Origin of the sequence: Streptomyces sp. NPDC050448 (genome assembly GCF_040655295.1) — a bacterium.
Lineage (GTDB): Bacteria > Actinomycetota > Actinomycetes > Streptomycetales > Streptomycetaceae > Streptomyces.
Genome location: NZ_JBFAJR010000051.1, coordinates 13,549 through 39,354, shown reverse-complemented (window position 1 = coordinate 39,354; position 25,806 = coordinate 13,549). Strand labels below are relative to the sequence as shown.

The following is a 25,806-nucleotide window of genomic DNA, read 5'->3' as shown; positions in this document are numbered from 1 at the left end:
GCGGGTATTTCCTCGGTGCAGGCATCGTCTGGGCTCCTCTCATGAAACCCATCTGACCCTCTGTCACTCAATCCCGCATCTCGGGGGAACCTCACACTGCGAGAACGCCGAACCCAGCCGCAAGATTCGTTGCTCGGAGTGTGGGAAGAATCCCTCGACGATTGTGGCCTTCGAGCCCCTCGGATTCGCCGGCGAACCACCCACCCCATCGAAGGCAGCGCGGACTGCGCCGACAAGACGCAGTCGGGCTGAGCTAGAACGCCGCGTGGCTGCGCTGGAGCAGGAGATCGAACTCCTGCGGACGGAACGAAGCGGGGACTGACACGTCTCTGCTCACCCGATCACGGCGTCGAGGTGCTGTTGCACTGGCGCGAAGAGTCCGTACGGGACGTACCGCGGGATCTCCGCGAGGGTCGCCCAGGCGACCTCGGCTATCTCGTCAGCGTCCGCGACCTGCGCCGTCCCTCCCTCCACCGCGCACGCTACGTATGACACCAGTCGGCCGGTGACTGGGTGGACGCGCTCACCGAGCAGTGTCACCACGGTCACATGCAGGCCGGTCTCCTCCTTCGTCTCCCGTACAGCGGCGGCTTCCCCTGTCTCGCCACGCTCGACCTTGCCTGCCGGGAACTGCCAGGACAGTTGTCCCTCCGCCACGCGGCGTCGCACCAGCAGCACCCGCCCCTCGTGGACGACCACGGCAGCGGCGACGGGTTGCTGCTGGACTTCGTCCGGGGAGAGGACTGGTCGCTGCTCACTCACCCTGGCTCCGTAGGTGGGACAAGACGTCGGTGAGCTCCAGGTCGTACCGGTCCTTGTCTCCTTCCCAGCGCGACATCACCGCCACTGCGGCCTCGGCCATGTCTACTGGTAGACCCGCCGCGCGTAGGGTCTCAGCGATGTCCTTCATCTCCGGCGCCCAGCGCCAGGCTCGTGCGGCCACGCTGGGCAGGTATCCGGGGTCCGAGAGGATATTGGAGGCCATCGCTTGCGCCTCGGCGGTGAGCTCGTCGGCGACTCCATGGGCATCGGCCAGTGCGTGGGCCACGCCGGCGAGGGTTCGGGCGGCTTTCTGGTAGCTGGCGAACGCCATCTTCAGCGCGGAGGCGGAGCCGACGCTGCCGCTCGCGCGGCGGACGTGCAACGCGGTGTCCTTGAACAAGGGCTCCATCGTGTCAACGGCCTGGGCTTCGCCGACCAGGTAGAGACGAGCCGCCCGTTGGCCGCCGGGCGGCGGACCAAAGATCGCTCCGTCGAGGACCGTGCCGCAGGGTCTGATCTCCTCCGCGATGCGCCGCATGCGCTGAGGGTTGATCGCGTTGGCATCCACGTACACGCCGGCGAAGGCGTGGCCGGCGACCGTGGCCGCCACGTCTTCGGCAGCCTGCGGCGGACAGATCGACAGGACGATCTCGCTGCGCTCCAGCGCCTCGGCGAGCGAGTCACAGGCGGTGGCGCCAGCTTCCTTCGCGCGCCGGTGGGTCGCCTCGCTTCGGCCTTCCGGCACCCACAGCACCTCGTGGCCTGCCGCGACGGCTTGGGCGGCGACGGCCGCGCCCATGGCGCCGGGGTGCAAGAGGGTCACGGTCGTCACTGGCTGCCTCCTGGCGGGAGCTGAGCGGGCATGCGTTCCTGATGAGCAATGATCACCTCACGGAGGCCGATCGCGGCAGGTGACCCGGCCCCGGGGTGCAGTGCGAGCTGACGGCTGAAGTGGCCGATCCGACGGTCGACGCTCTCTGTGCGGCGCCGGGCACTGACCCCGAGGACCGCGTGGATCTGGGTCGCCGCTCCGTCGATGGCTCCTCGGCCCAGCCGAGCCATCGCCAGGTCCATACGGGCCAGGGACATCTCACCGAGTCGCTGCTGCTCCGGAGGCGCGGACTGGAACAGCTCCACCGCTTCGTCGGCGCGGGCCTCGGCGTCGCTGAGGTGCTGTGTGCCCGCCAGCCACAGGTGCGTGCTGCTGGAGTAGAACAGCTGCTTCTCGACGGGGAAGGCCATCATCCCGCCGGGTAGCTCGTCGCCTTCGACGAGCTGTTCTCGTAGGCGGTCGGCGGCACGGAGGGCCGCCAAGGCATCGCTGGCCCGGTTGAGCTGGCCAAAGGCACGCGCCTTGATGCTCTCCAGCCGGATCTGCGCCGTGCCGGATTCCGGAGTGAACGCGCTTCCCGAGTCGGCGAGGCGTACGGCGTCTACCGGGCGCCCGTCCCAGTACGCGATAAGTGCCTGGAGCCCGCGCACCCAGGAGCGCAGTCCGTTGTGGCCCGCGAGCTCGCCGAACAGGAAGGCGGTGCGGGCCTGTGTCTCGGCCGCGTCATAGCGGCCCAGGTCGAAGCTGGCATTCGCCAGTACGCCGCACAGGACACCGGCGCCCACGTAGAGATCGGAGGTGTACCGCGGTGGCTGACGTCCTTCGAGGAGTTCGAAGGCGCGGTCACGCAGGGCACGTACCTCGCGGAACAGGGGCCCGACGGGCCGGTTGGGGTACGTCATGACGAGGCGGCGGATGTCAGCTTCCAGCTGTTCCAGCGTGTGCGGTCCCACGTTGCTGCTCTCTGCCCTGGCCGCGAACTGCGCCGACTCGTTTGCCGCCGCCATGACCACGTCTTCAAGGCCGTACTCGGATGGATCCACTGCATTGCGGTCGTCAGCCGCCTGGTGGTGCGGTGAGACACCCGGCTTGGACTCCGCGGGCCCGAGCAGTCGGGCGGCCGGGATGCCCGGGAACATGAACTCGAGGACGCGGCGTCCGACGGTCTGCGGGGTTCGGACCTCTCCGTGCGCGTACCGGAAGAACTGCCGCTTCTCGATCGTCGCCGTCGCGATCGAGGGAGGGCCCTCCAGCTCGGCTAACTGCTTGGCCGCCTGCTCGTACCGCCGCTTGAAGACCTGGTAGTCCTGCCAGCCCCGCTGGTTGATCAGGGTCTGGAAGAGGGTCGGTCCTGATGGCTCCACAGCCGCTCCCACATGCCGGGGTCCTTGTCCGGCATCCACGCTAGACATCAACAGCCGCCGATCGCAGATCTGTTGTCCAGAAATTCCAGGTGGACAGCAAATAGACATCGGTTAGGCACGAAAGGGCCGCGTTCGGCGTTACTCAGGGCCTCGTTCAGGCAGAGGCCGCCGGGAACACTTCGTCTTCGCCCCGGCAAGACAGCGGTCCAGCGAGGCCGATCCTCCGCCGTGGTTACGCAAGCCAGGCAGTTCAGGAGGCCCGCTCATGGCAGCGCACCACCAGCTCGCGTTCACCGTCGCCCACTCGGCAGCCAGCGCCCAGCAGGCGCGACACCGCGTCGTCGCAGGCATTTGTTCCTGGGGCATACGGCTCGACGAGGAGGCACTGGACGGCATCGAGCTGGCAGTCGGCGAACTGATCGCCAACGCCGTGCGACACACGGCGTCGGGGCCGGTCACTGTGAGCGTCTGCCAGGAGGGGCCGGTGCTCGTGGTCGAGGTGCACGACGCGGTGAGGGTGCTGCCGCAGCCGGGAGCCTTGAGCTGGAGCGCCGAGTCTGGGCGCGGTGTGTATCTCGTGTCCGTGCTCGCCGACCGGCACGGTGCTGAGCTGACGGCGACGGGCAAGCGCTGCTGGGCGGAGTTCGACCTGCCCAGCAGCCCGAGTGGTCAAAGGGCAGATCAGGGCAGCGGACGCGACCAGCGACTGCCCGCCGGTCGCGCCGGCGAAGGCGCTGATCGCGCGGCGACGAAGGTTCGCACACGGATAGCTGGCTCGTCGTCGCACACTCGGACGAGGGCCAGGCGTCGGACCTCGGTCGCGGCAGCCGACAGGCCCTGCGCGGGTCATCTGATCGACTGAATAACGCTGATTTGACAGCCAGTTGGGGGCCTAGACTCGTGGGCTTCCCCAGGACTCCGGCCGATCACGGTCGACCACGGGACACGTCGTCCCCGGTCCTCCACTGGGCCGGGCCCACGAATCAGCTCCTGTACCAAGTGGAGGTTTTCGCTATGCCCGAGAAGGTCACGAAGGAAAAAGTCCTCGTCTACGTCGTGCGCGACGGGCGCCTGCTGGTGTTCCGCCACACCGACTACTCCTACGAGGAGGTCGGCATCCAGGTCCCCGCGGGCAGCATCCGCCCGGGTGAGACCCCGGAGGCCGCCGCTCTGCGTGAGGCCCGTGAGGAGACCGGCCTGTCGGACTTCAAGATCGTCCGCAAGCTCGGCGAGACCGAGTACGACATCAGCCCGTACCGGTTCGAGATCCAGCACCGGCACGTCTTCCACCTGGAGCTGACCGAGCCGACCCCGGAGCGGTGGATGAGCCAGGAGGACCACGACGGCGAGCAGGAGCCGACTCACTTCGAGTGCTTCTGGATCCCGCTGGAGGCCGCGCACATTCTCCAGTCCGGCCAGGGCGCCCTGCTGGGGCGCTTGTCCGACTAGCCAGTCATCCGGTCACGGCAGCATAGGAGGGGGCAGCCGATGAACCTCAGCACAGAACAGCGCCACACGATCGAGGGGCTTTACCGGAGCCTGGACGCCGATGACACTGGCACCGCGGTGTCGGTCATCGTCAAGACGCGCGGCGAAACGTGCGACATCGACTGCCTCTACTGCTACGAGAAACGCAAGGAGGCCCCTGGAGGTGCCAGGGTCAGCGCCGACCAGATCAGGCGCCTGGCCGACATCTTCAAGGGCCGCAAGCTCGCCGTCGAACTCCACGGCGGCGAGCCCCTGACCGCGGGGCGGGAGCACATCGGCGAGATCCTCGGGGAGCTGGCCGGCATGCCGCAGGTCGTGCGTGTCAGCCTGCAGACCAACGGCGTCCTCCTCGACGCCGACTGGCTCGACATGTTCGACTCCCTCTGCCCGGACCTCCGGATCGGCATCTCCCTCGACGGCGACGCCCAGGGCAACGCCTGGCGCGTCGGCTACGACGGTAAGCCCGTGTATCCGCGCGTCGCCGCCGCCCTGAACCTTCTCGCGGAGCGGGGCAGGAGCGTCGGCGTGATCGCCGCAGTGACCCCTGCCGTGCTGGACCGCGCCGAAGAGGTGCTGGACCACCTCGCCGGCTTCGGTTCGGTCAACGCGATCAGCTTCGTACCCTGCTTCGACTCCACGATCCGCCGCTCCACGGCCCTGCCGAGCAGGCGCAAGTCGGCCAGCCGGGTGCTTCAGCAGGCCGCGGTGAACGCAGCCGATGGCCCGGCCTGGGCGATCCATCCCGACGAGTACGCCCAGTTCGTCCTTGCCGCCACCGCTCACTGGATCACCGCCGGGCACTTCGCCCGCATCAAGCTGGAACCGGCCGTCTCCACGATCCGGCGATTACGGGGTCTGACGACAGGCTTCTGCCACTTCTCCGACCTCAAGTGCGACCACGTCTTCACCCTCTACCCTGATGGCCGCCTCGGGAGCTGCGACGAACTTCCCTGGCCCCAGGCCCGCCTCACCCAGCTGGAGTCCACGGCCGACGACCACGAGGTGGTCCGCGCCCAGCAGGACTCCCTCCTCCTCGCCCAGGGCAAGGCCCTGATGGACAAGTGCACGACCTGCGACTACCGCACCAGCTGCGGCGGAGGGTGCATCGCCACCCGCTGGCGCCAGGACCCGGCCGGTGATCACGACGCGTACTGCGACTACCGCATGCGGATGATCGACGGCGTCGCCGCGCTGCTGGCCCAGCCCGCACATCCCGTCGGCGCTTGGTGCCAGAGCTTGCGCTGGCGCCATCGCACCCCGAACAGCATGCGCGACGTGAACGCCTTCCTGACCAGCTGGGACACTCCCGACCTCGTCGGCAGCGAAGTCAGGCTGCACACCAGTGAGCACGGCAACATCAACACCGTGGGCCTCGCCGGCATCCACGAGGCCGACGACCTGACCCCTGCCCACCCGATGTGGCGGGCGGCCATCGAACCCAGGGTCTGGCCCTTGGTCGACACGGTCACCCGAGCCTGGGGGCTCGTCACGTACGACAGCTGCCAGGGCCACCAGTACACCGGCGCGGACCTGGTTCCCACGGGGCTGCGCGTCGGGCTCCTCCCCCGCGACCGCCAGGAGTACGCCCGTACTGCCGCGGCCCTGTGTCGGGCCGCAGCCTTGGCGAGCGCCCTCCTCCCCGAAGGCGTCGAGGTCAACGTCGGCCGCTCAGAGCTCACCTGCGAGAACACGGGCACCACCACCCCGGTCCTCGACCTGAGCCTGGACCCCCGCTTCGGTCAGGGGTGGGACGGCTACTTCGCCCGCCTGAACGAGGCCGCCGCTGTGTTGGCCGCAGCCCTCGACGCCGAACGTCCCAAGGCCGAATCCGCTTGCGCCTGCCCGCTGCCGGTGTTGCCGCAAGCCCCCGAGGGAGTGCTGCGGTGAAGCCCGGCGGCACGGTCATCGTCCACCAGCTCCTGGGACGCATCGTCTACTTCCACGCCCTGTTCATCGAACCCGCCCTCACCTCCAGCGAGCAGCCCGGAGCGGGCGAGCCTTGCTGCAACCACAAGGACAGCGCGGGATTCTGGAAGCCAGAGGTCGGTGCCGTGCTGGCCAGTACCGCTTGGGCGGTCCTCGACGAAATCGCAACCACCGTCGGCGAGCACCTCCTCCTCTGCCCAGACTCCGATCGCCGGTGCTGCGCGGTCTGCCGCGTCACAGCTTCCGGCGCCGCCATCGCCGAGGCATGGACGGTCACCGAGCACCGCGCGTACGGGCTACCGCTGCCCGCGGGCCCCCTCGTGCGGGCCTGCCGCACCACGGCCGCAGCTCGTCTCGCGCTCGTCTTCACCCGGCAGCACGGGGCCTCGTGCGGCGGCCTGGCCCAGGCCGAGGCACCTGACGCCGGCCTATTGCCCGACAGCAGCGACTTGCCGTTGACCGGAGAGCTCCTCGCGCTGTGGCAGGACCCGCTGGCCGCCACCCGCAGCCCGGTCGTCAGCTGGCTCAACCACTGCACGGACCTGAACGACATCCACCGCGTGCTCCAGCAAGGGGGAACCACGAAGTGATCCACATAGCCGAGACCGTCGGCGTCGGAAGCATCGAGAACTTCCTCAGCGATGCCGAGCGGACCCACCTCGCCGACCTGATGAACGACGTCCTGACCAGCGGCGGCACCAGTCGCTTCGGTGACGAGCGCCGTACCTCCATCCACGAAATCCCCGGTCACAGCCCACAAGAGGCCATGGCCGTCTACGAGCCGGCCGGACGCGTCGAGATCCCCTCGATCCCCGAAGCCGCCGAAAAACTCCTGACCGACGCCTTCGAACGCGCCCGCCCGGCACTCTCCCGCGTCATGCCCTCAGTCACCCACTGCCGCCCGTGGACGTACGTCGAGTACGGGGTGGGCCAGCACATCACCAGCCACCTCGACGGCATCGCCCCTGACCCACTCGCCTGGCCCCGCCAAATCGCCGGCATCAGTGTCGTGATCACCCAGGCCGATGCCGGGGGCGACTTCTACGTGGAGACCGCCTCCAGCGACCGCCTGTGGAACGGCAAGGCCCCCGACGCCGACTCGAACGGCTACGCGGAGGGCATGTGGCTGACCCACGACGGAGCCGACAACTCCGCGGCCTGGTTCCAGCACATGCCCCGAACCCGCTGGAGCGTCGCCCCGGCGCCCGGTACCGCCCTGCTGTACGGCTCCCAGCTCGCGCACGGCACCCTTCCGGTCGCCGCGGGCCGGGTCGCCAAGTTCATCAGCTGGCTCATCGCCGAGCCCACCACGGCGGGGTGAGCGCGTGCTCCTGGCCCTGGAAGGCATAGCCGGCGCCGGAAAGAGCACCCTCCGCGACCGGCTCCTGGCCACCGCCCACGCCGAGGGCATCCCCCTCAGCCACATCGGCCAGTTCTCCTGGCTCTCCCACTCCGCCACCCGGACCCTGATCCGCCTGCGGGCCGGAAAGGCGGGCGACGAGCAAGAGGCCATCGAGGCCGCCGCCCAGGACCTGGCCCTGCACTCCCGCTTCAACATCGCCACCGCCCTCACAGCCGGCCCGGTCCTCGCCGACCGGCTCACCCTCTCCACCGCTTGCCTGCTCGCCCTGCTCCACCGGCAGCCCGTCGACGCGTACGTCGAGCTTCTCGCCGAGCGAACCCAGGCCCGTCCGCAGCTGACCGTTCTGCTGACCACCGAGCCCGGCATCTGCCACGACCGCATCACTCAACGTGCGACAGAGCGTCGCTTCTCCGAACAGCCCGAGGCCGCCGCACGGCTGGCCGACCTCTACAACGAGGCCGCCGATGCCTGGACCAAGGCCACCGGCCTGCCCGTGCTGAGGCACCCCTGCACGACCCACGCCGACCTCGAAGCCTTGGTGATCGCCTGCATGGAGGACCTCCGCTCGGCCGACGGTCCCACGCCCCCGAACAAGGAAGCGAGCCCATGAACCTGCACCCGATGCATCCCGCAGCCTGGGTCCTCGATCAGCTCCGCACGGACGGCTGGCACATCAGCAATCTCCTCGCGTTCACGCGGGCCAGCACCTTGGTCACAGCGAGCCGCCCCGGCCAGGAGGACGTCGTGCTGAAGGCGGGCTTCGGCAGCAACCACGTCCTGGCCGAGCTCGACCCCAGCGAGCGACCTGCCGCGTACGGCTTCTACTGGTACGCGCAAATGACCGAAACCGAACGCGCCCTCACCCGTGAAGACTTCCGCCACGAGGCGGAGCTGACCGCCACCGCTGGAGGAATCGATCACATTGTCCCGCTGCTGGAACAGGGCAGCTCGGAGCGATTCGACTGGTACACCATGCCTCACTGCGACGGCGGAAACTTCCGGGCCTTCATGACCTCGTCGAAGGACACCGGCAAGGGCCTCAGCATCCTCGCCGACGTCGCCGACGGCTTGGACAACCTGCACCAGCGCGGAATCGTCCACCGCGACGTCTACCAGGAGAACATCCTCATCGACCAGGACCGGGGCCTGATCACTGACCTCGGAGCCGCCCGCCGCCTGTCCACCCCGCGCGGGCCGGACCACCGCGGCCCCGAGGTCCACTGGCCGCCGGAGTACCTCACCGGCTACCACGAGGCCACCCCGGCAGCCGACGTGTTCAGCCTCGCCGTCCTCGTCTACCGCTACCTGTGTACAGACATCCCTCGGCTGGTCGGCCACACGAAGCTGCCCCTCATCCCGGAGCCTCTGCGCGACGTCGTGACCGCCGCGCTGTCCGACAGCGTGGGCGATCGGCCCACCATGAACGACCTGCGCATCGCACTCCTCACCGCAGCCGACCTGCACCAGCGCTGACAACACGAGGGAGCCCTCATGCCCAGGGCGAGATCTCCGCCCCTTAGCCGGCACCGCAGCACTGCAAGCGCACGAGCCGAAGCCACCGAGATCGAAAGGCGGAACACCTCATGAACCAGGACCGCATCGCCGACTTCCTCGCCAACGTCGAGGACCTGCGCGGCGAGGACGAGACCGTCCGTACCACCGCCCACACCTCCAGCGTCTCGGCCGAGGGCTGGCCGGCGGCCGAGGCGGAGACCACCACCGCCTGAACACCCTTAGCCGCTCGGCGCTCTGAGCGCCGCCGGTGAAGACCCCCGGGGCCGGGCCGCCAGCACCTGCGGCCCGGCCCCGGGCCCACCACCGAACAGGAGAGCCGCCTTATGCACACCCTCGCCGACCTCTTCGACCTCCCGCCGATCGACCGCCTGCACCACGAGCGCACGCAGAGAATCCACGCGGTCATCCGCCCCGGAGTCCAGGAGCCTCAGACCAGTACCAGTACGGCGGCTGACTACTGCCTGGCCCACCACGCCCTCGAAGGGGCCGAAGCCGCCGCCCGCGTCGGCGATGCATCGACCTTCGAGTGGTACGTCGCCCACCCCGGCGCGGGTGCCACCACGGCCTCCGTCCTCACAGCGGTCGGCGCCCGCGTGGTCGTCGCGCCCACACTCGCCGACCTGCCCCGATCCGCGATCTCCGAGACGCCCTACTACGTCCTGGGCCCCGGCACCGAACCCGCCCAACCCCACCTGTGCCACCTCGCGGCCGACGCCTACGCCAGCGCCGCAGCTGCGGGCTTCGGCGACCTGCTCGCCGCGCATGCGGTCGTCCTGTGCCTGCTGCGGACGAAGTACCTCGGCGAGACCCTCGACAGCTGGACCATCAGCCGCCTGCCCGGCACGGTCTTCATGGACCACGTCGACGACCCGGTCGTCCTGGCCCGCGACCTCATCCACGAGGCCGGGCACAACTGGCTGAACGACGCCCTCGCCGCGACGGGAAGCAAGATCAGCGACGCCGCACGCTTCCACTCCCCGTGGAAACAGACGATGCGGCCGGCGTTCGGCTTCCTCCACGCCTGCTGGGCGTTCCCGCTGACCATGCTGTTCACCGCCCACGCACTGAACAGCACCACGGGAGACCTGCACCGGTTCCTGACCGCCTACCTCGATCAGCAGCGAAGCCTCCTGGCTGGCACCGCGACCGATCACGCCCGCGCTCTGGAGCTGATCAGCGACGATGGTCTCCGCCACCGCCTCGCTGCCACCCACCACCAGGCCCTCGCCCTGTGAACATGCCCCGCGACGAGCAGCCCGGCCTGTCCCTGCTGGCCCACCGGCCAGGCGAAGAGCCCACCCTCCTCCACACCGGTCTGGCCAGCCTCGAACACGGTCTGGCCATCGGACCGGACACCACCTTCAACGTCGGCTCGGTCGCGAAGCAGATCACCGCCCACCTGATCCTGCTCGCTGCGCGTGACGATCTCCTGCGCCTGGACCAGCGGGCCTCGGACCTGCTGCCCCGCCTCAAGATCAGCGATGTCACCGTCGCGGACCTGGTCACCCACCGGTCGGGCATACGCGATGCCGAGTCCCTGCTCTCCCTCGCCGGCTTCCGGGACCTCGACCACTACACGGCCGACGACCTGCGAACCCTCGCCTACCGCCAGGACCAGCGCGCCGTCCCCGAAGGCCGCTTCCTCTACAGCAACACCAACTACCTTCTCCTGGCAGAGATCCTGGAATCGGTCCATCGCACCACGCTGCCCGACCTCGCCCGGCGCCGCGTTTTCGGTCCGCTCGGTATGCACGCCACCCACTTCAAGACGGACCCTCGCCAGGTCATCCCTGGAGCCGCATTCGCCTACCAGTCCACCCACCACGGCTGGCGGCGTACAGAAGTACCGGTCACCCTGCCCGGCCCCGGAACCCTGTGGACCACCGTCGGCGACCTCGACCGCTGGCTCACCCACCTCCACCAGCGCTGGCAGCACCCCCGCCAACTCCCCTGGCAGGAAGCTGTCGGCTACGAGCCCAGCGACCACGAGCCCTACCTCTATGGCCCGGGGCTCTACGCCGACGCTCGCCCCGGCTGCGATGCCGTCTTCCATTACGGTCACGAACAAGGCTTCTCCGCGGCTGCCCACGTGGAGGCGTCGGGGCTACGCGTGATCGCCCTGTCCAACAACGCCGGGCTCTCGGCAGACCGCGTCATCGCCGCCATCCTCCGGAACCTCCACCAGCCGCCGCTGCTGGCCCCGAAAGAGGCCCTCCTCCGCGCAGCAGCTCGGGAGCAAACCCCAAGCACTGTCGTCCAAGATCAACCCAGACCCGGAGACCTCGGCCAGCACACAGAGCTCGGCACCTTCACTTGCGACCAGGCCCCCGGCAACCTTCGCCTCACCCGCAGAGCCGACACTCTCCATCTGTGGCGCCGAGGTACATGCGACCGGCTCACCCCCGCGGGTTCAGGCATCTACGCAGGCAACGGCTACACCCTCACCGTGCCCAGCGGCACGGACCAGGTCGACCGCTTCACCCTCGACCTCGACCGCGCCCCCGGACTCACGTACATCCGCCAGTAGCCACCGCCGGAAGGCGCCATCTGGATCGCCTACCCAACCGGTAGAGACGCGAACCGAACTGGAGACTCCTGATGCTCAACCACCTGGTGATTCCCGGGATCGCGGCGTACGCCCACGAAGGTCTGCCCACGCCCGCCCAAACCGATGACTCGAACACGTGGGTTGACGGCGTCTGCTGGCTGTACTGCGGCCAACGCCAGACACTCGTCTTATGGATAGGGCCGGCGACCGTCGCGGGCATGCAGGCCCCCATGTTCGCCTGCAGCCCGTGCATCTCCGAACTCCACCAGCGGGTATGGCAGTCCATCCGTCTCCGAGACGAACCTCACCGAAGCAACACCCACGCGCGAAGCGAGGTGGACGAGCATCCCAGCCCCCGCGGAGGCCGCCACCGAACCCGCACCAGTACCAGCACTCATAGACCAAACGCCAGCCCAAGTAGCGATGGCGGATGATGATGGTCGAGCGATAGCCGACCCGGGGAGTGCCGTGAACCTGCTGCCGACCGCCACCAGCACGGATGTCCAGGAGCAGCAGCCCCACGTCGCCGTGCTCCCGGTCGGTTCTTTCGAGCAGCACGGCCGGTACCTCCCGCTGATCACCGACACGGCGATCGCCTGCATCATCAGCCGGGAGATCGCTGATGCCTACCTGGTCCACCTGCTCCCGCCCATCACCATGTCGTGCAGTCACGAGCACGCCGCCTTCCCCGGCACGGTCAGCATCAGCGCGAAGACCCTCTACGCCGTGGTCGACGACATCCGCGCGTCCCTCGCCCGCTCCGGCATCCACAAGCTGGTGATCGTCAACGGTCACGGAGGGAACTACGTCCTGTCCAATGTTGTCCAGGAGGCCAACGTCGACGGGCCTGCCGTCTCCCTCTTCCCCCTCGGAGCCGACTGGGACCGAGCCCGCGACCACGCCGACCTCGTCTCCGACCGCCACGCCGACATGCACGCCGGCGAGATCGAGACGTCCATCCTCCTTCACGCGGCGCCCGAGCTGGTGCGGGACGGGTTCGCCGATGCCGACCATGACGGCGGCAACCGTGCCTTCCTGCTGGTCCAGGGCATGAGCGCGTACACCGAAACCGGTGTGGTCGGCTTCCCCTCCGACGCGACCGCGGTCAAGGGCCAGGCCGTACTCGCCAGCCTGGCCAACAGCTTCGCGGGCCACCTGGAGATCCTCGGCCCCAGTGACTGAAACCAGCCAACACCTGTAATCGAAGGGTCCCGCTTTGACTCCTGCGCCACAGAGCTTCCCAGTCGGCTCGATCGTCCAGTACCTGGGGAACCGCGCCAATGTCACTGGTCACGCGGCCGACGGCAACGTCGAGATACGAATGCTCAGCACCGGAAGCGAGCTGTCCGTCCCTCCGGACAGACTGACCTCCCTGACGCCGCCTGCTGCTGCGCGGCCACCACTCTCGCGGGCTGGCCTGTTCGCCGGCGCCGGACTCATAGCCGTCATCGCGTTGGCATTCCTTCTCGACTCCGGCGGCAACGACCCGGACGAGGCCGCTTCGGCGACTCCACACGTGTCGGCGGTACCTCCAGCATTGAGCAGCCCCTCGGCCGTCTCACCAACGACTGCGGCGATACCACAGGCCGATGACACGCCCACCCCACGCGTGGCCCCCAGCTACGGTGCCGGAGTCCCCGCATGGGTGAAGCGCGTCCAGGATGTTGAGGCGGCCTACATCCTGCCCGGCAACCCTGATGAAGAAGACCCAGCCGACCGCAGGGACTCGGTCGTGATCAAGTACACCAGCGGCGACGCCGGCCAGCGCTGCACGGCGATGCGGGCACTGGCCGGGACCGAGCACGGTGTCATCGCCTACACCCCGACCGGGATGGCGGTGGACTCGAGCGACTGCCTTAGCGTGAAGCTCGGTGCGCCCTGATTAACCACGCTTCCGTAGCCTCCCGATGCCATGGCTGATCTGGCCCGCAGGCTGGGTATCGTCGCGGACAGTTAGAGTCCGATCCGTGAGCGAGAACGAGCACGAAGCGAGGATGGCCCACCCCCGCATGGCGGCTGGCGCTCTCTTTTTCGACGAAGCCGATCGAGTCCTCCTTGTCGAGCCGTCCTACAAGGACTACCGCGACATCCCCGGGGGCTACGTCGAGGAGGGGGAGTCGCCCCGGCAAGCATGTGCGCGTGAGGTCCAGGAGGAACTTGGCATTGCACCGCACATCGGCCGCCTCCTCGTCGTGGACTGGGCGCCGAACCCCGGAGAGGGAGACAAGGTCCTCTACCTCTTCGACGGCGGTCGCCTGAGCGCAGGCGACCGCCGGCAGATCGCCCTGCAAGCGGACGAGATCCGCGGCTACGACTTCCACGACGCCGACCGGGTGCCGGAACTTACCATCCCTCGCCTTGCACGCCGAATCGCGGCAGGCATCGAGGCCCGAGTGAACGGCCTGACTGCCTACCTGGAGCACGGGGAGCCGCCAGAAGTACGCTCCTGACCGCATTCGCGCTCCGGAGACTCTTGCCGCCCACCAAGAGAGCGGCAGCCTTGTGCAGCCCGATGGCGAGGTCCAACCGGCCGGGCATCGGTCCCGGAGGCCGCGCTTTCCAGCGTTCGGGAGGGTTTTTGCGCAGAGCGCGAGTGTCCTTTCACAGCTGTTAGCAGCCCCACGCACTCACGGAGGCCCTCGGTGAGAGGCGCAGTGGCAGGCAGGAGACGACCCCGCTTCTGCTGGGGCAGGTCCTGACGGCGCTACGGGAGCTCTAGACGATGGCGCACTGCGACAAGGCCGACGTGGGACGTGCAACACAGCAACGTGGGACTCTCCGTGTGGGACTCAGGCCGTAATGATGCATCGCACATGGGGCCACGCCCAGAGCCCGTGAGTGGCTAGCGCATTTCATCCGATTTAGGGTGAAAAGGCCCGCCTGGAAGGAGGGGTGATGTCAGTGCCATAGGGAAGAATCTTCTGTGGGGAGGGAGACTGATGACTGACGAGCAAAATGCCTCTGACCAGTGCATTCCTGCTCCGGGTGGCTGCCGCTGGTGCGGGATAGAGGCGCGGGAGCATGCCCAGCGGTGGAAGCCGCCCGTGGGGTGGCACAAGTGGGAGCCTCCAACGTTGGAGCAGCGGAAGGAGCGCATGCTCGCGCGGCGGAAGCGCAAGACTGGCGAGGCTAGGTCGGTGTTACGCGCCTTTAGCCTGCGGCCAACTTTCTGACCTCGCTAAAGATCTCTCGCAGCTGTGCAGGGACCTGATCCGGGCTGGTCAGCGTAGTTATCAGATCGAACATCATGTCGGGCTTTCCGCTGGGCCCATTGGGGCTTCCCTGGCGAAGCATGTTCAGCACCTCTTTGCTGAACTTCTGACCGGGACGTTGAGCTGCGAAGTCGCTCGCTGTCCAGGGCTCGTCCTTTGGCCAGAGCTCATTCGAGGCTGCGGCCCACAGGTCGTCCGAGAACAGTTCCTCCAACTCGTTGAACGACTCCGGTTCACCAACGAAGCGGACCACATCGTCAAAGGCATTGCCGAAGAACTGTTGGAGACGAGCCGACTTGAAGAGTCCCTTCGGCAAGTTGCGGCTGTCGGCATCCACCATGAGCATCACGGAGCGCTCGTGCTCGACCAGGTAGCGGGCCAGATGGAGTGCCCCCTCGTTGTTGAAACACGCCCATAGAGCGATGCCAGCCGACTGCAGGGACTGGCCCTCGGACAGCCCGAACAACATGGGGATCACCCGTTGCTCGGTCTCGCCTTCGACGGCCAAGAAGCAGCGCTCATGCAGGAGTACGGAGTTGCGCAAGCCCACGGCTGCTGCGATACGCCCCAGGTGGCCGTCAATCTCGTCGTGGGCGTCAGTCCCCAGCCGCTCTATCCGGGTTCGCCCGTCTTCCAACCGTAGGTGGACGACATCAGCGATGTCGACGCCGTCGATCAGATTCATAGAGTGGGTGGCCACGATGACGTTGACATGAGGCAGGGCACTCTGGTCCCTGATCAGCTGCATGATCTTGCGCTGGTGGCCGTAGTCGAGGTGTGTGTCTGGCTCGTCGTAGATCACGATCGTTTGCACTGGCGGTGGGGCATCCTCGGCAGAGTCCGGCTCGGCCGTGTGGTTCATGTCGCCGAGCTCCTCTTGCGCGAGTAGCTGGCTGTTCCACTCCCAGATCGCAAGAGAGATGCGGCGACCGCTACCTAGACCAGAGCGGTTGAGGCCGACGGCTTCACCCTTGGTGCGCGCGATGCGCAGCGGAGTGCCCCGGAGGCTATGGGTGAAGGAGACCTCGGGCTCGACGTACACCTCAGCCAAGTCATCACAGCGGCTCTGAATGTGCTCGCACAGGGACTTGGCGTCGTTCTGGAGTCGGTCCTTGATGCCGTCTTCAATCGTCTGCAGACTTCCCTGCAGCGTGGGGTCGGCCATGTGGGCCTGAAAGCGGCCCATCAGTGCCGTCTTGACGGCACCATCAGGATCAGCCGTCTTCCCATCGAACGGCATAAGTCGGGGCAGCCTGCGCTCCATGCCCTTGGGGGCGGGCACCCACGCCGCCGTCGAGGCGTGCGCCATGCCGTACTTGCGCAACGCCGGCTCGATGTCTCCGCGCTTGATGGACGTCAGGTCGGGCAGGACATCCTTGGCCAGCGTCCTGACCTCAGCAAGGGACAGCTTCGTGGTGTCGCGTAGTCGATCATCGTCCGCCAGCGGCGCCCAGCATTCCAGGACGGGGGCCTCGTCAGCAGTAGAACGTCTCCGTACACGCAGCTTCGCGGGAAGGCTGAACTCTTCTTGCTCCCACGCGTCGAGAGTGAACAGCCCTTCCACCCAGGTAGTCGAGCACCGCGACAGGGATGCCGTGTCCTCCGCATCGGCGGAAGGAGCCAGCGCGTACGTGCGGTCGTCCTCGGCCAGCTGTTCGTTCCCCACGAGGAAGGCGAGAGCAGCGAGCACGGCGCTCTTACCACCGTCGTTCTGTCCGGCGAGGATGGTCGGCGTGCTCACAGGGATGTCGCGTACATCCTCTAGGGACCGGAATCCACACACGGTGAAGCTGTGCATGTGCACCGTTCTCAGCCGCTCCGTTCCCTTGCACTGAGGGTCAGCCACGAGCTGCCTCAGCGTCCTGCCACAGCCATTGACTGGGACGAAGATCTCCCAGACGCATCATCCTAATGTCTTGCGGAGATGGCTCGTTGAACTCGTGCGCGGATCTGACCGAATCAGACCGATCCAGACAGGCGCGGGTCCAGCGAAGTGACCCTGTGGGGGATCCGCGCGCAAGTTCCTGCTCAGCCCTCGACCTGGAACCTCACCGCCAAGAGCGGCAGCGAGGGTAGCTGCGTGCACGGCGCAGTCAGGGCGTCAGTCGGTTCGGTCCGCGGAAGAGGAAGGCCGCCTCGCGGATGGAGTCCAGGCCGAGCATGACCATCAGGATTCGCCCGAGGCCGGCACCGAGACCGCCGTGGGGCGGGCAGCCGAAGCGGAAGATGTTCAGGTAGTCCTGCATCGGCTCGGTGCTCATGCCCTTCTCCTCCGCCTGCTTCAGCAGGACGTCGGAGCGGTGCTCGCGCTGGGCGCCGGTGGTGACCTCCAGGCCCTTCCAAAGGAGGTCGAAGCTGAGCGTCAGGTCCGACCGGTCCGCCGGGCGCATGTGGTAGAAGGGCCGGATCCTCGCCGGGTAGTGCGTGATGAACGCGAATTCGTGCCCGGTCTGCTCCTTCATGTGCGCGGCGATCCGACGCTCACCGTCCGGGTCCAGGTCCTCCTTCACCCCCTCCGGGTCCCAGCCGCCGGCCCGCAGGACCTCCTGCGCCTCGGCCATAGTGATCCGCGGGAACGGCGTCTCCGGCACGTTGACCTCGACCCCGAACACCTCAAGGATTCGCTCACCGTGGACCTCGGCGACCTTGGCGATGGCGTGGGCGAGCATCTGCTCCTCGAAGGCCATCACGTCCTCGACGTCGTCGATCCACGACAGCTCGACGTCGACGCCGGTGAACTCGGTCGCGTGCCGGGAGGTGAACGACGGCTCGGCACGGAAGACGGGGCCGATCTCGAAGACCCGGTCGATGCCGGCGGCCACGGCCATCTGCTTGTAGAACTGCGGGGACTGCGCCAGGTACGCCGACCGGTCGAAGTACCCGAGCTTGAACACCTCCGCCCCGGACTCCGAGGCCGTCCCCATCAGCTTCGGCGTGTGCATCTCGGTACAGCCGTGCTCCATGGCGTACTTGCGCAGCCCCTGCTCCAGGGTCGTCTGCACGGTGAACACCAGCTGCGCGGTTTCCCGCTTGCGGACGTCGAGGAAGCGCCAGTCGAGCCGGTGCTCGGGCCCGGTGTGCTCGTCGATCGGCAGCGGCGTCTCCGCCAGGTTCAGCACCTCGACCGACTCGGGGACGAGCTCCAGGCCGCCAAGCTTGACCTGGGCCGCGTCGACGACGCGGCCGGTGATCCGTACGGCGGACTCCGGGGTGAGGGACTCGAGCAGCTCCTCCAGCGGGCTGCCGTCGCGCTTGTGGGTCACCTGGACCATGCCGGAGGGGTCGCGCAGGATCACGAACTGCATCTTGCGCTGCAGCCGGAGTGCGTTCACCCAGCCGGACACGGAGACGGTCTGGTCGATGTGGCCGCGTAGGTCAGAGGTCAGAACGCGGCTCGTGGTGTGGATCATCGCAGCCCTCCAGGGGCGTCGTCATGATCCCTTGGGAGTGCGGGCGAGAAGGGAACTCGCGGTACCACCGCACTTTCGCCGCCACCCGAGGGCAGCGGCCTCATTCAGCCCTGTGACGGGGGCGAACCGGCGGGGCATTGGGCCAGGCGGCCGTTCCTCCCCGCGCTCAGGAGGGTCTTCACCTCGGGCGCGAGTCCGCCTTCCCAGCTACCGGCGGCTCTCTCTGCTCGCGTGCACTTCGGCTACTCGTCTCCGTCTACGCGTTGCCCACGAGGATAGGGACCATGCAAATCCCCCGCAACGGAATCACGGCGCTGGTATGAGACCTGGCTGAATCACGCCTTCGTCTAGGCCCCTACCTGCACGATCGCCTCGCCCATGGTCGGTCATGATCTTCGAAACCCGTTCGGGTCGTAACCCGCTCCCCATGGCTCGCCACGAACGCCAGCCCCTCGTGTTATCCACAGGCACGCAGGACCGGAGCCACTGCTGGCTAGGCTGTGTCTATGGCAACAGGAGCACCAGCAGTGGTAACGGATCTTGTGATCCGCACGGAAGCGCGCAGGCAGGAATCGTCCTCGGCGTTGGACGCTAAGCAGCGTGCGAAGCTCGGTCAGTACTTCACCCCTGCCCCTGCCGCGGACTTCATCGCCTCCCTCGCCAGGTTGGAAGCGTCTGAGACGATCCGCGTTCTGGATCCTGGTGCTGGTGCCGGCTCCCTCACGGCGTCCCTTGTCATGCGGATCTTGCGCGAGCAACCGCGGTCGCACATCTCTGTCACGGCATGCGAGGTGGATCCGCAGATGCATGCGACTCTGGCTGCCACGCTCGCCGACTGCGTCAGCACAGCGGAAGCAGTCGGCGGTTCGGTCGAGGTGAACCTCGTACCTGGCGACTTCATCGCGTGGGCGACCGAGGACGAAGGCTTGTTCGCTGAGACGCGAGAGCGTTTCGACCTGGTGATCATGAATCCGCCCTACAAGAAACTCGCTGCAAACTCGCGGGAGCGCAGGGCGGTCACCGAGAAATGCACCGAGACGTCGAATCTTTACTCGGCCTTCATGGCGCTTGGTGTTCATCTGCTGGCGCCTGGCGGCCAGTTGGTGGCGATCACGCCTCGGAGCTTTGCTAACGGACCTTACTTCCGGCCGTTCCGGAAGTATTTCCTGGACCGAATGCACCTCGATCATGTGCATGTATTCGAAGCTCGCAACAAGGTCTTCGCCGACACTGATGTGCTGCAAGAGAATGTCATCTTCTCGGCGACGCGCACCGATGCAAGTGACCGCGGCCCGGTAACGGTTTCGACCAGCAAGAGCTACTCGAGCGAGATTCGAAGCCGCAGTGTTCGTTATGCGGAGATGGTCCACCCGGAGGATCGAGAATTCTTTATTCACATCAGCGCCGACGAAGAGGACACGCAGCTAGCGCAGGCCCATGCCAGCCTGCCGGCCGCCCTAGCTGACCTTCGCTGTCAGGTCTCTACTGGGCGTGTGGTCGACTTCCGCAGTAAGGAGCACCTCCGGCCTGACCCCGTCCCTGGATCTGTTCCTCTGATCTACCCCTTGCATATGCGCGAGGGTGGCATTTCTTGGCCCGTCCCGGGCGCGAAGAAGAACAACGCCATCATGCTAAACGGGGACACCGAGAAGATGACGTTCCCTCGCGGTTATTACGTCGTAGTGAAGCGCCTCTCCTCCAAAGAGGAGAAGCGTCGCGTCGTGGCTGCCGTTTTCGATCCGAGCCAGGTTCCTTGCGACCGAATTGGATTCGAGAATCATGTGAACGTCTTCCACGAGGGTGGGGAAGGCTTGCCTGAAGACGTTGCGAGGGGCCTTTGTCTGTGGCTGAATTCAACGCTGCTGGATCGGTTCATTCGACGGTTTAGTGGCCACACTCAGGTAAATGCTACAGACCTGCGAAACCTTCGCTATCCAAGTCGAGAGCAACTCTCCGAAATGGGGCGGGGCTGGGATAGTGGCGTCTGGCTGGGGCAGGAAAAGATCGACGAAGTCGTCGAGCGGAATATCGAGAAAGCGGAGACTGGAAACTAAATGACTGGGCAGACCGTTATTGAATTTGATGGAGGCGTGCGTGAAAATAAGCTTACTGAGGCCCGTAGGCTTCTCCAGCTTCTTGGCTTCGACTCGGAGCGCTCCAATGAGCGCTCGGCCTATGTGCTTCTAGCCCTTCTGGAACTTGGTCCTGATCAGGACTGGACGCAAGCTGAGCGGTCCATGCTTCGGACTGTGCAGATCATGCAGTGGCTGCGCGACTTCTACGAGAAGGATTACGCTGCAAACAGCCGCGAGACGATTCGCCGGTTTACGCTGCACCAGTTCGTCGATGCCGGCCTCGTTGTGCAGAATCCAGATCAGCCGGACCGGCCGGTGAACTCGCCGAAGTGGTGCTACCAGATAGAGCCCAATGCCTATGGCCTCATTACATCGTTCGGGCAGGAGGGGTTCGATGAGCGGCTTGCCGAGTACCTTGCAGAGCGCCCCGGTCTTCAGGCGTTGTACGCGCGGGAGCGGGAGATGAATAGGATTCCGGTCCAGCTTCCCGGGGGCAAGAAGATCGACCTCAGTCCCGGTGGTCAGAACACCCTGATCGTGCAGATCATAAACGAGTTCTGCGAGCGGTACACGCCCAATGGTGAAGTGCTCTATGTTGGTGATGCTGACAACAAGTGGGCGATCTTCGAAGAAGGTTCACTCGCAGAGCTCGGTGTGGAGGTCGATTCACACGGAAAAATGCCGGACGTCGTGGTATTTCTTCGGGATCGGAACTGGCTCGTCCTGATTGAAGCAGCGTCCTCCCATGGACCGGTGGATGCCAAAAGGCACAGGGAGCTCAGCGAACTCTTCCGAGGCTCATCGGCTGGCCTCGTCTTCATCTCAGCGCTGCCGTCGCGTGCTGAGCTGCGTAAGTATCTGAAGGAAATCGCTTGGGAGACGGATGTCTGGTGCGCGGATAACCCCACACACCTGATTCACTTTAACGGTGAGCGCTTCTTGGGTCCGTACAGCTAGGATCGACGCAAAAAAGGGGCCGTTCCGCAAAATTGCGGAACGGCCCCTTCGGGTTTAATTCGGCGACGACCTACTCTCCCACGAGGTCCCCCTCGCAGTACCATCGGCGCTGGCAAGCTTAGCTTCCGGGTTCGAAATGTTACCGGGCGTTTCCTCGCCGCTATGGTCACCGAAAATCTGGTGAGCACTTCCTAGCGTAGAAGCGCTTTCGTTGGCTGAGTATACAGGCGGATAATGGCCGCTGTGCACCTGGCTTGTCCTGCCGCGAAGGCCGACAGGGCTGGCCCGGAGGCGGCTGGCGACGGCGTTCCGGCCGGCCGATGGGCTGGTCGCCCTCGGCTCCCGGAGGTCCCCGAAGTGGCAGGTGAAGGCCTGACGGTCGTGGTCCGTGTGTCGGTAGTGGGTGAGAACCGGCCAAGTGTGCCGCTGGGTAGCGAGGTTATCTAGCCACTCGGCCTGCGCTGTGCGTGCAGGTGGCTACGCTGCGTGCCTCCCGAGATCTTGTGACGCGGGCGGATCTGACCTGAAGGAGGACGCTTGAACACGCATCTGCGCTTTGCGCCGGAGATCCTGATCCGCCTTGGGGAGGAGCTGATCCCGCACCCCGACCTCGGGGTGATTGAACTCGTCCGCAACGCCTACGACGCGGATGCGACGAAGGCCATCGTTCAGCTCCACAACGCCACCCAAGCTGGCGGCACCCTTGTGGTCGAGGATGACGGCGACGGCATGACGGCCGAGGACATCCGCGAGGGCTTCCTCCTTATTGGGAGGTCGCAGAAGTCCGGTGCAACAGACAGCCACTCCAAGCGTCGTCGCATCGGTGAGAAGGGGCTGGGCCGCCTGGCGGCACTGCGCCTTGGGCGCCGGGTGGAGCTGCTGTCCCGCCCGCGTAGCGAGCCCGGCGTAGAGCACAGGCTCGTCATCGACTGGTCCGACTACGAGTCGGTTGGCTCGGTCGAAGAGGTCGAGCTCACGGTTGTCACGCAGGCAACATCGAAGAAGCCCGGCACCTCATTGACTGTTCACCAGTTGCGGCAGGGCTTCGAGAAAGAGCAGATGGATCGGCTTGCTCGTGCCATGCGCTTGGTCACCGGGTTCTTCAATGACGAGGACACAGGTTTCACCGCGACGCTCATTGCGCCCCAGTTCGATCGGGTCTCGGACGCAGTAAATCGAAGTTTCTTCGACGAGTATGAATACAAGCTCGAAGCCAATCTCGACGAAGAGGGGTACGCGAGTACCGTCCTCTACGACTGGAAAGGCCGCGTAATCACCCGAGGGGAGCACGTCGACATCGCGCCGGATAGCCGCGGGGGGCGACTCCAGCCTCCTCTGAGGTATCAAGCGCCAGCGGCGTCCTTCGAGCTGTGGATGTTCCTGCTGGACAAGCGCTCGTTCGAACTTCGTGGCTCGAAGAATCAGTTCACTGCTCTGCGTCCGTGGCTCAAGGTTGTCGGTGGCGTTCACCTCTTCCACCGAGGCCTGCGTGTGCATCCCTACGGTGATCAGGGCTTCGATTGGCTAGACCTCAACCTCTTGAGGGCCCGTAACCCGCAACTTCGCCCCTCCACCAACAACAGCATCGGGCGTGTATCGGTCGATGACCCGGATGGCCTTCTCATTCCGAAGACAGACCGGATGGGGTTCCAGGAGAACGTCGCGTTCATTGAACTCCGTGATTTTGCCCGAGGCGCCACAGAGTGGGCGGCAAGGGAACGAAAGAGGATCCGAGACGGTGAGAAGCTAGGGATTCCTTCGCCCGCCCAGCGTCCTTCGCCTGTCCAGCGTCCCGCGCCTGTCCCTGTTACGGGCAGCCCCGAGGCGCCCAGGAGCTCGGCGGACGACCGTAGGATTTGGGAGACGGCATCGCAACCGGAGCTGTTGACGCTGGCGCCGAGTCTGCCTGCGCAGCGCGACGAGGCACCCTTGCCAGCGATGCGACCGGAGCACCTCTTGTACCGGTCCCTCGCCACTGCTGGGATCCTTGCTTCCGCGTTCGGGCGTGAGACAGCAGCTGGAAGCGACGCCAGCGAAGTAGGTCGCGGGATGATCGACCTTGTGGGAATCGCTACACGAGCGGCCCGGGCAGGTGGTTTCCGCGTCGACATCGTCGACCTGAACGAAATGATCAGCCGTGCCTTGGGCGCGGTACGCCCCCAGCTGGAGCGACGCGGCATCTCTATCAACGAGGAGTACTGGGACGAGCCGATCCATGTCGCGGCCGCAGTGTCGGACCTGGAAGCGATCGTCTTCAATCTGGCCGCCAATGCCATGAGCTCATTCGCGCGTGCCGGCGATCTGTTGGGGGACCGAGTCGTGCAGGTCCGGACTCGGGTTGAGGAGGGCCGCGCGGCTTTCGACTTCTCCGATTCAGGTCCGGGGATTGTTGATGTCGACGTCGCACACATGTGGCGTCCGGGCGTAACTGGTCCGGAGACCGAGAGCGCCGGATTCGGCTTGACAGTCGTCCGTGATGCCGTTGCCGACATGTGTGGCAGGAGGTCGGTGGTTGAGGATGGGGATCTCGCGGCCGACGCGTACGGGGAGCTGGGGGGCGCGTCCTTCCGTATCCGCCTCCCTATGCGGATCGCCCGCGAGTAGCCTGGATCTCTCCTCAGGCCCCCCATCCTCGGTGCGCTTCGGGGCCGTGTGGACTCCAGCCGTTCAGGTACGGCTTCAGTTCCTCTGGCTTCGGTTCGCGGGCGGTGGGCATTGCGGGGAGCTGGGCCAGCGGGTCGAGGTGCCGGATGTACTGGTGCATCCATGCCAGCCACTGTCGCGTCGAGGCCACTTCCGCGTCGTCCCCTTCAGGGTCCGCTTCGATTCGGCGCTCCAGGGCGTTGGCATACGCGCTCAGTACCGTCGCTTCCTGCCATTGGCGAGCCTGTGAACGGAGTACCTCGGCGAACTGGTCTTGGGCAGCCTGCCCCTTCGCCTTCTCCATGGCCGCCCGCCAGCGGACCTCGCGCTCTGCCTTCGACCGCTCCTCGTCCGCCTTCTGCTGCGCGTCCTCTACGGCGCGGGTTTCGATCTCCCGGAGCACGGCTCCCAGGATGTCCTCCAGCACCCAGCGCTTGCGATCGGCCCAGCGGGACTGCCGGCTGGATCGGCTGTAGCCGAGTTCGATCACGAGGCTCTTCGAGCGCTCTGGGTCGGTGGACTGGGGAGACTCCTTCTGGATCGTGACGGTGTAGGTGAAGCCGTTCACGACCAAGTCCAGTTCGCCCTCACGGAGGGAGTAGCTGGAGGGGTAGTGCCGCCCGTTGTACGTGTAGGCATGGCTGCGCCGGCGGGAGGAGACTTCATGCTCCTTCACCTTGTGCCCTCGACGTGCTGCCTCGGCGGCGAGGCCCTGGAGAAGCAGCAGCGATCGGCGGCGCAGCGGGGCGGCCATGACGAGTCGACCCTCGTCGTCTCTCAGTGCGGCCACGACCGGATGGGGAGAGAGCAACTGAGTGGGTACGTGGACGGGCGGCGCCTCATCCGGCCTCTGCCTCAGTGAGTTGGGGTGTGGCCCCTCGACCAGGGAGATCTGCAGGTCGCGATTCCACATGCGGAGGCTTTCGATGCGTTTGCCCTCGGGTAGGAGATCGTGGCGCTTTGCGTAGTCGATCACGCGTCGCCACTCCGTCACCGTGGCGTCGTCGGGCTCGGTGAAGGTGACCCGCCTGTCCGTAACGAGTCGCTCGATGAGCTCCTTCGCCTTGGTCCGACGAGCGAGTGCCACTGGCCTGTCGGCGTAGGCCGCGGAGTGGGTGCCGCCGGCCGCCTTCCCCTTGGCGGTCTTCTCTTCCCCGGCGTGCGAGGGGTCGTCCGGGTGGTGGCCGTGCTGGATGTAGAAGGTGCCTGCCTCGGTGACCTGGGCGTCCACCTCGCCCCCGCTGCGCTTGACCGTCACCAGCCCTCGGTCGCGCAGCGCGTAGGCCGTGCGGAACTCACCGGGGTCCCAGGGCTCCTCGGACTCCTTGCCGCTCGCGAGCCGGCCGAGTAGGGCGAGCTGTCGTTCGTTCAGGGGAGACCAGCGATGCATGGAAACAGCTCACCCCGGAGCCGAGCCAGGGGCAATGACTCGTACGGGTGGTCGCTTCTGTCAGCATCGAAGACCTGCGGGTTTGCGGTTGTCGGACGGCCTGCTTGCGTGAGCGCTGCGTGAGCGGACTGGGTGGCACGAGGTAGGACCAGGTGTCACGGCGATCAAGGCCACAAGCCTCTGATCAGGGGGAATGGGATTCTGTGGCACGGCTCGGCACAAGCTGGGATGATCTTGTGGGGCCTCGTAATGCGTAGGTCTCGGGTTCGAATCCCGAAGGCGGCTCTGTAGAAGCCCCAGGACTCACTCGCCGTGACCTGG

22 protein-coding genes and 1 rRNA gene are annotated in these 25,806 nt (G+C 66.4%); 16 read left to right on the top strand and 7 right to left on the bottom strand.

Translation table 11 applies throughout. The features are described from left to right. Positions 1-333 precede the first annotated feature (333 nt). Genes AB0I68_RS35795 through AB0I68_RS35785 form a run of 3 tightly spaced genes read right to left on the bottom strand, consistent with a single transcriptional unit; the run spans position 334 to position 2,958 of the window. Positions 334-762 (bottom strand): NUDIX hydrolase, encoded by a 429-nt coding sequence (locus AB0I68_RS35795; RefSeq protein WP_363181578.1) that lies wholly within the window; start codon positions 760-762, stop codon positions 334-336. Then, positions 755-1,594: a DUF1932 domain-containing protein gene (locus AB0I68_RS35790; protein WP_363181577.1), complete on the bottom strand. Its 840-nt coding sequence runs from the start codon at positions 1,592-1,594 to the stop codon at positions 755-757. Before AB0I68_RS35790 ends, AB0I68_RS35795 begins: the two co-directional genes overlap by 8 nt. Beyond that, positions 1,591-2,958 (bottom strand): hypothetical protein, encoded by a 1,368-nt coding sequence (locus tag AB0I68_RS35785; RefSeq protein ID WP_363181576.1) that lies wholly within the window; start codon positions 2,956-2,958, stop codon positions 1,591-1,593. Before AB0I68_RS35785 ends, AB0I68_RS35790 begins: the two co-directional genes overlap by 4 nt. A gap of 265 nt (positions 2,959-3,223) precedes the next feature. Between AB0I68_RS35785 and AB0I68_RS35780 the strand changes: the two genes are divergently transcribed. From AB0I68_RS35780 to AB0I68_RS35720, 13 genes are all read left to right on the top strand, one after another. Next, positions 3,224-3,820, top strand: coding sequence for an ATP-binding protein (locus tag AB0I68_RS35780; RefSeq protein ID WP_363181575.1), 597 nt, complete (start codon positions 3,224-3,226; stop codon positions 3,818-3,820). A 152-nt stretch (positions 3,821-3,972) separates the two neighbouring features. After that, entirely contained in the window at positions 3,973-4,407 is a 435-nt protein-coding gene (locus AB0I68_RS35775) for an NUDIX domain-containing protein (protein WP_053678445.1), read from the top strand. Positions 4,408-4,446: 39 nt separating this feature from the next. Then, the gene (locus AB0I68_RS35770; RefSeq protein WP_363181574.1) at positions 4,447-6,333 is read left to right on the top strand and encodes a radical SAM protein; all 1,887 of its coding nucleotides are present in this window, start codon (positions 4,447-4,449) and stop codon (positions 6,331-6,333) included. Beyond that, positions 6,330-6,962, top strand: a complete 633-nt coding sequence (locus AB0I68_RS35765) for a hypothetical protein (RefSeq protein ID WP_363181573.1) — start codon at positions 6,330-6,332, stop codon at positions 6,960-6,962. Before AB0I68_RS35770 ends, AB0I68_RS35765 begins: the two co-directional genes overlap by 4 nt. Continuing rightward, on the top strand, positions 6,959-7,693 hold the full coding sequence (locus AB0I68_RS35760) for a hypothetical protein (RefSeq protein ID WP_363181572.1): 735 nt from the start codon (positions 6,959-6,961) through the stop codon (positions 7,691-7,693). Before AB0I68_RS35765 ends, AB0I68_RS35760 begins: the two co-directional genes overlap by 4 nt. A gap of 4 nt (positions 7,694-7,697) precedes the next feature. Continuing rightward, positions 7,698-8,345, top strand: coding sequence for a hypothetical protein (locus AB0I68_RS35755; protein ID WP_363181571.1), 648 nt, complete (start codon positions 7,698-7,700; stop codon positions 8,343-8,345). Beyond that, positions 8,342-9,208, top strand: a complete 867-nt coding sequence (locus tag AB0I68_RS35750; protein ID WP_363181570.1) for a protein kinase — start codon at positions 8,342-8,344, stop codon at positions 9,206-9,208. Before AB0I68_RS35755 ends, AB0I68_RS35750 begins: the two co-directional genes overlap by 4 nt. 110 nt (positions 9,209-9,318) lie before the next feature. Then, complete coding sequence (locus AB0I68_RS35745) at positions 9,319-9,462, top strand: hypothetical protein (protein WP_167347301.1); 144 nt, start codon at positions 9,319-9,321, stop codon at positions 9,460-9,462. Positions 9,463-9,573: 111 nt separating this feature from the next. Next, positions 9,574-10,485: an HEXXH motif-containing putative peptide modification protein gene (locus AB0I68_RS35740; RefSeq protein ID WP_363181569.1), complete on the top strand. Its 912-nt coding sequence runs from the start codon at positions 9,574-9,576 to the stop codon at positions 10,483-10,485. Between the two features lie 2 nt (positions 10,486-10,487). After that, entirely contained in the window at positions 10,488-11,777 is a 1,290-nt protein-coding gene (locus tag AB0I68_RS35735) for a serine hydrolase domain-containing protein (RefSeq protein WP_363181581.1), read from the top strand. A gap of 444 nt (positions 11,778-12,221) precedes the next feature. Beyond that, positions 12,222-12,980 (top strand): creatininase family protein, encoded by a 759-nt coding sequence (locus AB0I68_RS35730; RefSeq protein WP_363181567.1) that lies wholly within the window; start codon positions 12,222-12,224, stop codon positions 12,978-12,980. Between the two features lie 550 nt (positions 12,981-13,530). Next, positions 13,531-13,680, top strand: coding sequence for a hypothetical protein (locus AB0I68_RS35725; RefSeq protein WP_363181566.1), 150 nt, complete (start codon positions 13,531-13,533; stop codon positions 13,678-13,680). An 85-nt stretch (positions 13,681-13,765) separates the two neighbouring features. Then, positions 13,766-14,248, top strand: coding sequence for an NUDIX hydrolase (locus AB0I68_RS35720; RefSeq protein ID WP_363181565.1), 483 nt, complete (start codon positions 13,766-13,768; stop codon positions 14,246-14,248). Between the two features lie 700 nt (positions 14,249-14,948). On the opposite strand, the gene AB0I68_RS35715 is transcribed toward AB0I68_RS35720, so the two are convergent. Both AB0I68_RS35715 and aspS read right to left on the bottom strand, forming a co-directional pair. Continuing rightward, entirely contained in the window at positions 14,949-16,751 is a 1,803-nt protein-coding gene (locus AB0I68_RS35715) for an AAA family ATPase (protein ID WP_363181564.1), read from the bottom strand. Positions 16,752-17,103: 352 nt separating this feature from the next. Next, positions 17,104-18,420: an aspartate--tRNA(Asn) ligase gene (gene aspS / locus AB0I68_RS35710; RefSeq protein ID WP_363181563.1), complete on the bottom strand. Its 1,317-nt coding sequence runs from the start codon at positions 18,418-18,420 to the stop codon at positions 17,104-17,106. A 506-nt stretch (positions 18,421-18,926) separates the two neighbouring features. On the opposite strand from aspS, the gene AB0I68_RS35705 reads away from it, so the two are divergent. Both AB0I68_RS35705 and AB0I68_RS35700 read left to right on the top strand, forming a co-directional pair. Beyond that, entirely contained in the window at positions 18,927-20,474 is a 1,548-nt protein-coding gene (locus AB0I68_RS35705) for an Eco57I restriction-modification methylase domain-containing protein (RefSeq protein WP_363181562.1), read from the top strand. Beyond that, on the top strand, positions 20,475-21,452 hold the full coding sequence (locus tag AB0I68_RS35700) for a BsuBI/PstI family type II restriction endonuclease (RefSeq protein WP_363181561.1): 978 nt from the start codon (positions 20,475-20,477) through the stop codon (positions 21,450-21,452). Positions 21,453-21,509: 57 nt separating this feature from the next. Here AB0I68_RS35700 and rrf read toward each other — a convergent pair. Further along, positions 21,510-21,626, bottom strand: a 5S ribosomal RNA gene (rrf, locus tag AB0I68_RS35695). Positions 21,627-21,989: 363 nt separating this feature from the next. Between rrf and AB0I68_RS35690 the strand changes: the two genes are divergently transcribed. Next, positions 21,990-24,056 carry a sensor histidine kinase gene (locus AB0I68_RS35690; protein ID WP_363181560.1) on the top strand — a complete coding sequence of 689 codons (2,067 nt, stop codon included), beginning with the start codon at positions 21,990-21,992 and terminating at the stop codon, positions 24,054-24,056. A 13-nt stretch (positions 24,057-24,069) separates the two neighbouring features. Here AB0I68_RS35690 and AB0I68_RS35685 read toward each other — a convergent pair whose 3' ends face one another. Next, the gene (locus AB0I68_RS35685) at positions 24,070-25,485 is read right to left on the bottom strand and encodes a hypothetical protein (protein ID WP_363181559.1); all 1,416 of its coding nucleotides are present in this window, start codon (positions 25,483-25,485) and stop codon (positions 24,070-24,072) included. Positions 25,486-25,806: the final 321 nt, after the last annotated feature.

Excerpts from the sequence above, each read along its gene's own strand:
- AB0I68_RS35735 (WP_363181581.1), top strand. The coding sequence starts at position 10,488 with ATGCCCCGCGACGAGCAGCCCGGCCTGTCCCTGCTGGCCCACCGGCCA.
- AB0I68_RS35775 (WP_053678445.1), top strand. The coding sequence starts at position 3,973 with ATGCCCGAGAAGGTCACGAAGGAAAAAGTCCTCGTCTACGTCGTGCGC.
- AB0I68_RS35730 (WP_363181567.1), top strand. The coding sequence starts at position 12,222 with ATGGCGGATGATGATGGTCGAGCGATAGCCGACCCGGGGAGTGCCGTG.
- aspS (WP_363181563.1), bottom strand. The coding sequence starts at position 18,420 with ATGATCCACACCACGAGCCGCGTTCTGACCTCTGACCTACGCGGCCAC.
- AB0I68_RS35745 (WP_167347301.1), top strand. The coding sequence starts at position 9,319 with ATGAACCAGGACCGCATCGCCGACTTCCTCGCCAACGTCGAGGACCTG.
- AB0I68_RS35685 (WP_363181559.1), bottom strand. The coding sequence starts at position 25,485 with ATGCATCGCTGGTCTCCCCTGAACGAACGACAGCTCGCCCTACTCGGC.
- AB0I68_RS35705 (WP_363181562.1), top strand. The coding sequence starts at position 18,927 with ATGGCAACAGGAGCACCAGCAGTGGTAACGGATCTTGTGATCCGCACG.
- AB0I68_RS35780 (WP_363181575.1), top strand. The coding sequence starts at position 3,224 with ATGGCAGCGCACCACCAGCTCGCGTTCACCGTCGCCCACTCGGCAGCC.
- AB0I68_RS35770 (WP_363181574.1), top strand. The coding sequence starts at position 4,447 with ATGAACCTCAGCACAGAACAGCGCCACACGATCGAGGGGCTTTACCGG.
- AB0I68_RS35740 (WP_363181569.1), top strand. The coding sequence starts at position 9,574 with ATGCACACCCTCGCCGACCTCTTCGACCTCCCGCCGATCGACCGCCTG.
- AB0I68_RS35750 (WP_363181570.1), top strand. The coding sequence starts at position 8,342 with ATGAACCTGCACCCGATGCATCCCGCAGCCTGGGTCCTCGATCAGCTC.
- AB0I68_RS35700 (WP_363181561.1), top strand. The coding sequence starts at position 20,475 with ATGACTGGGCAGACCGTTATTGAATTTGATGGAGGCGTGCGTGAAAAT.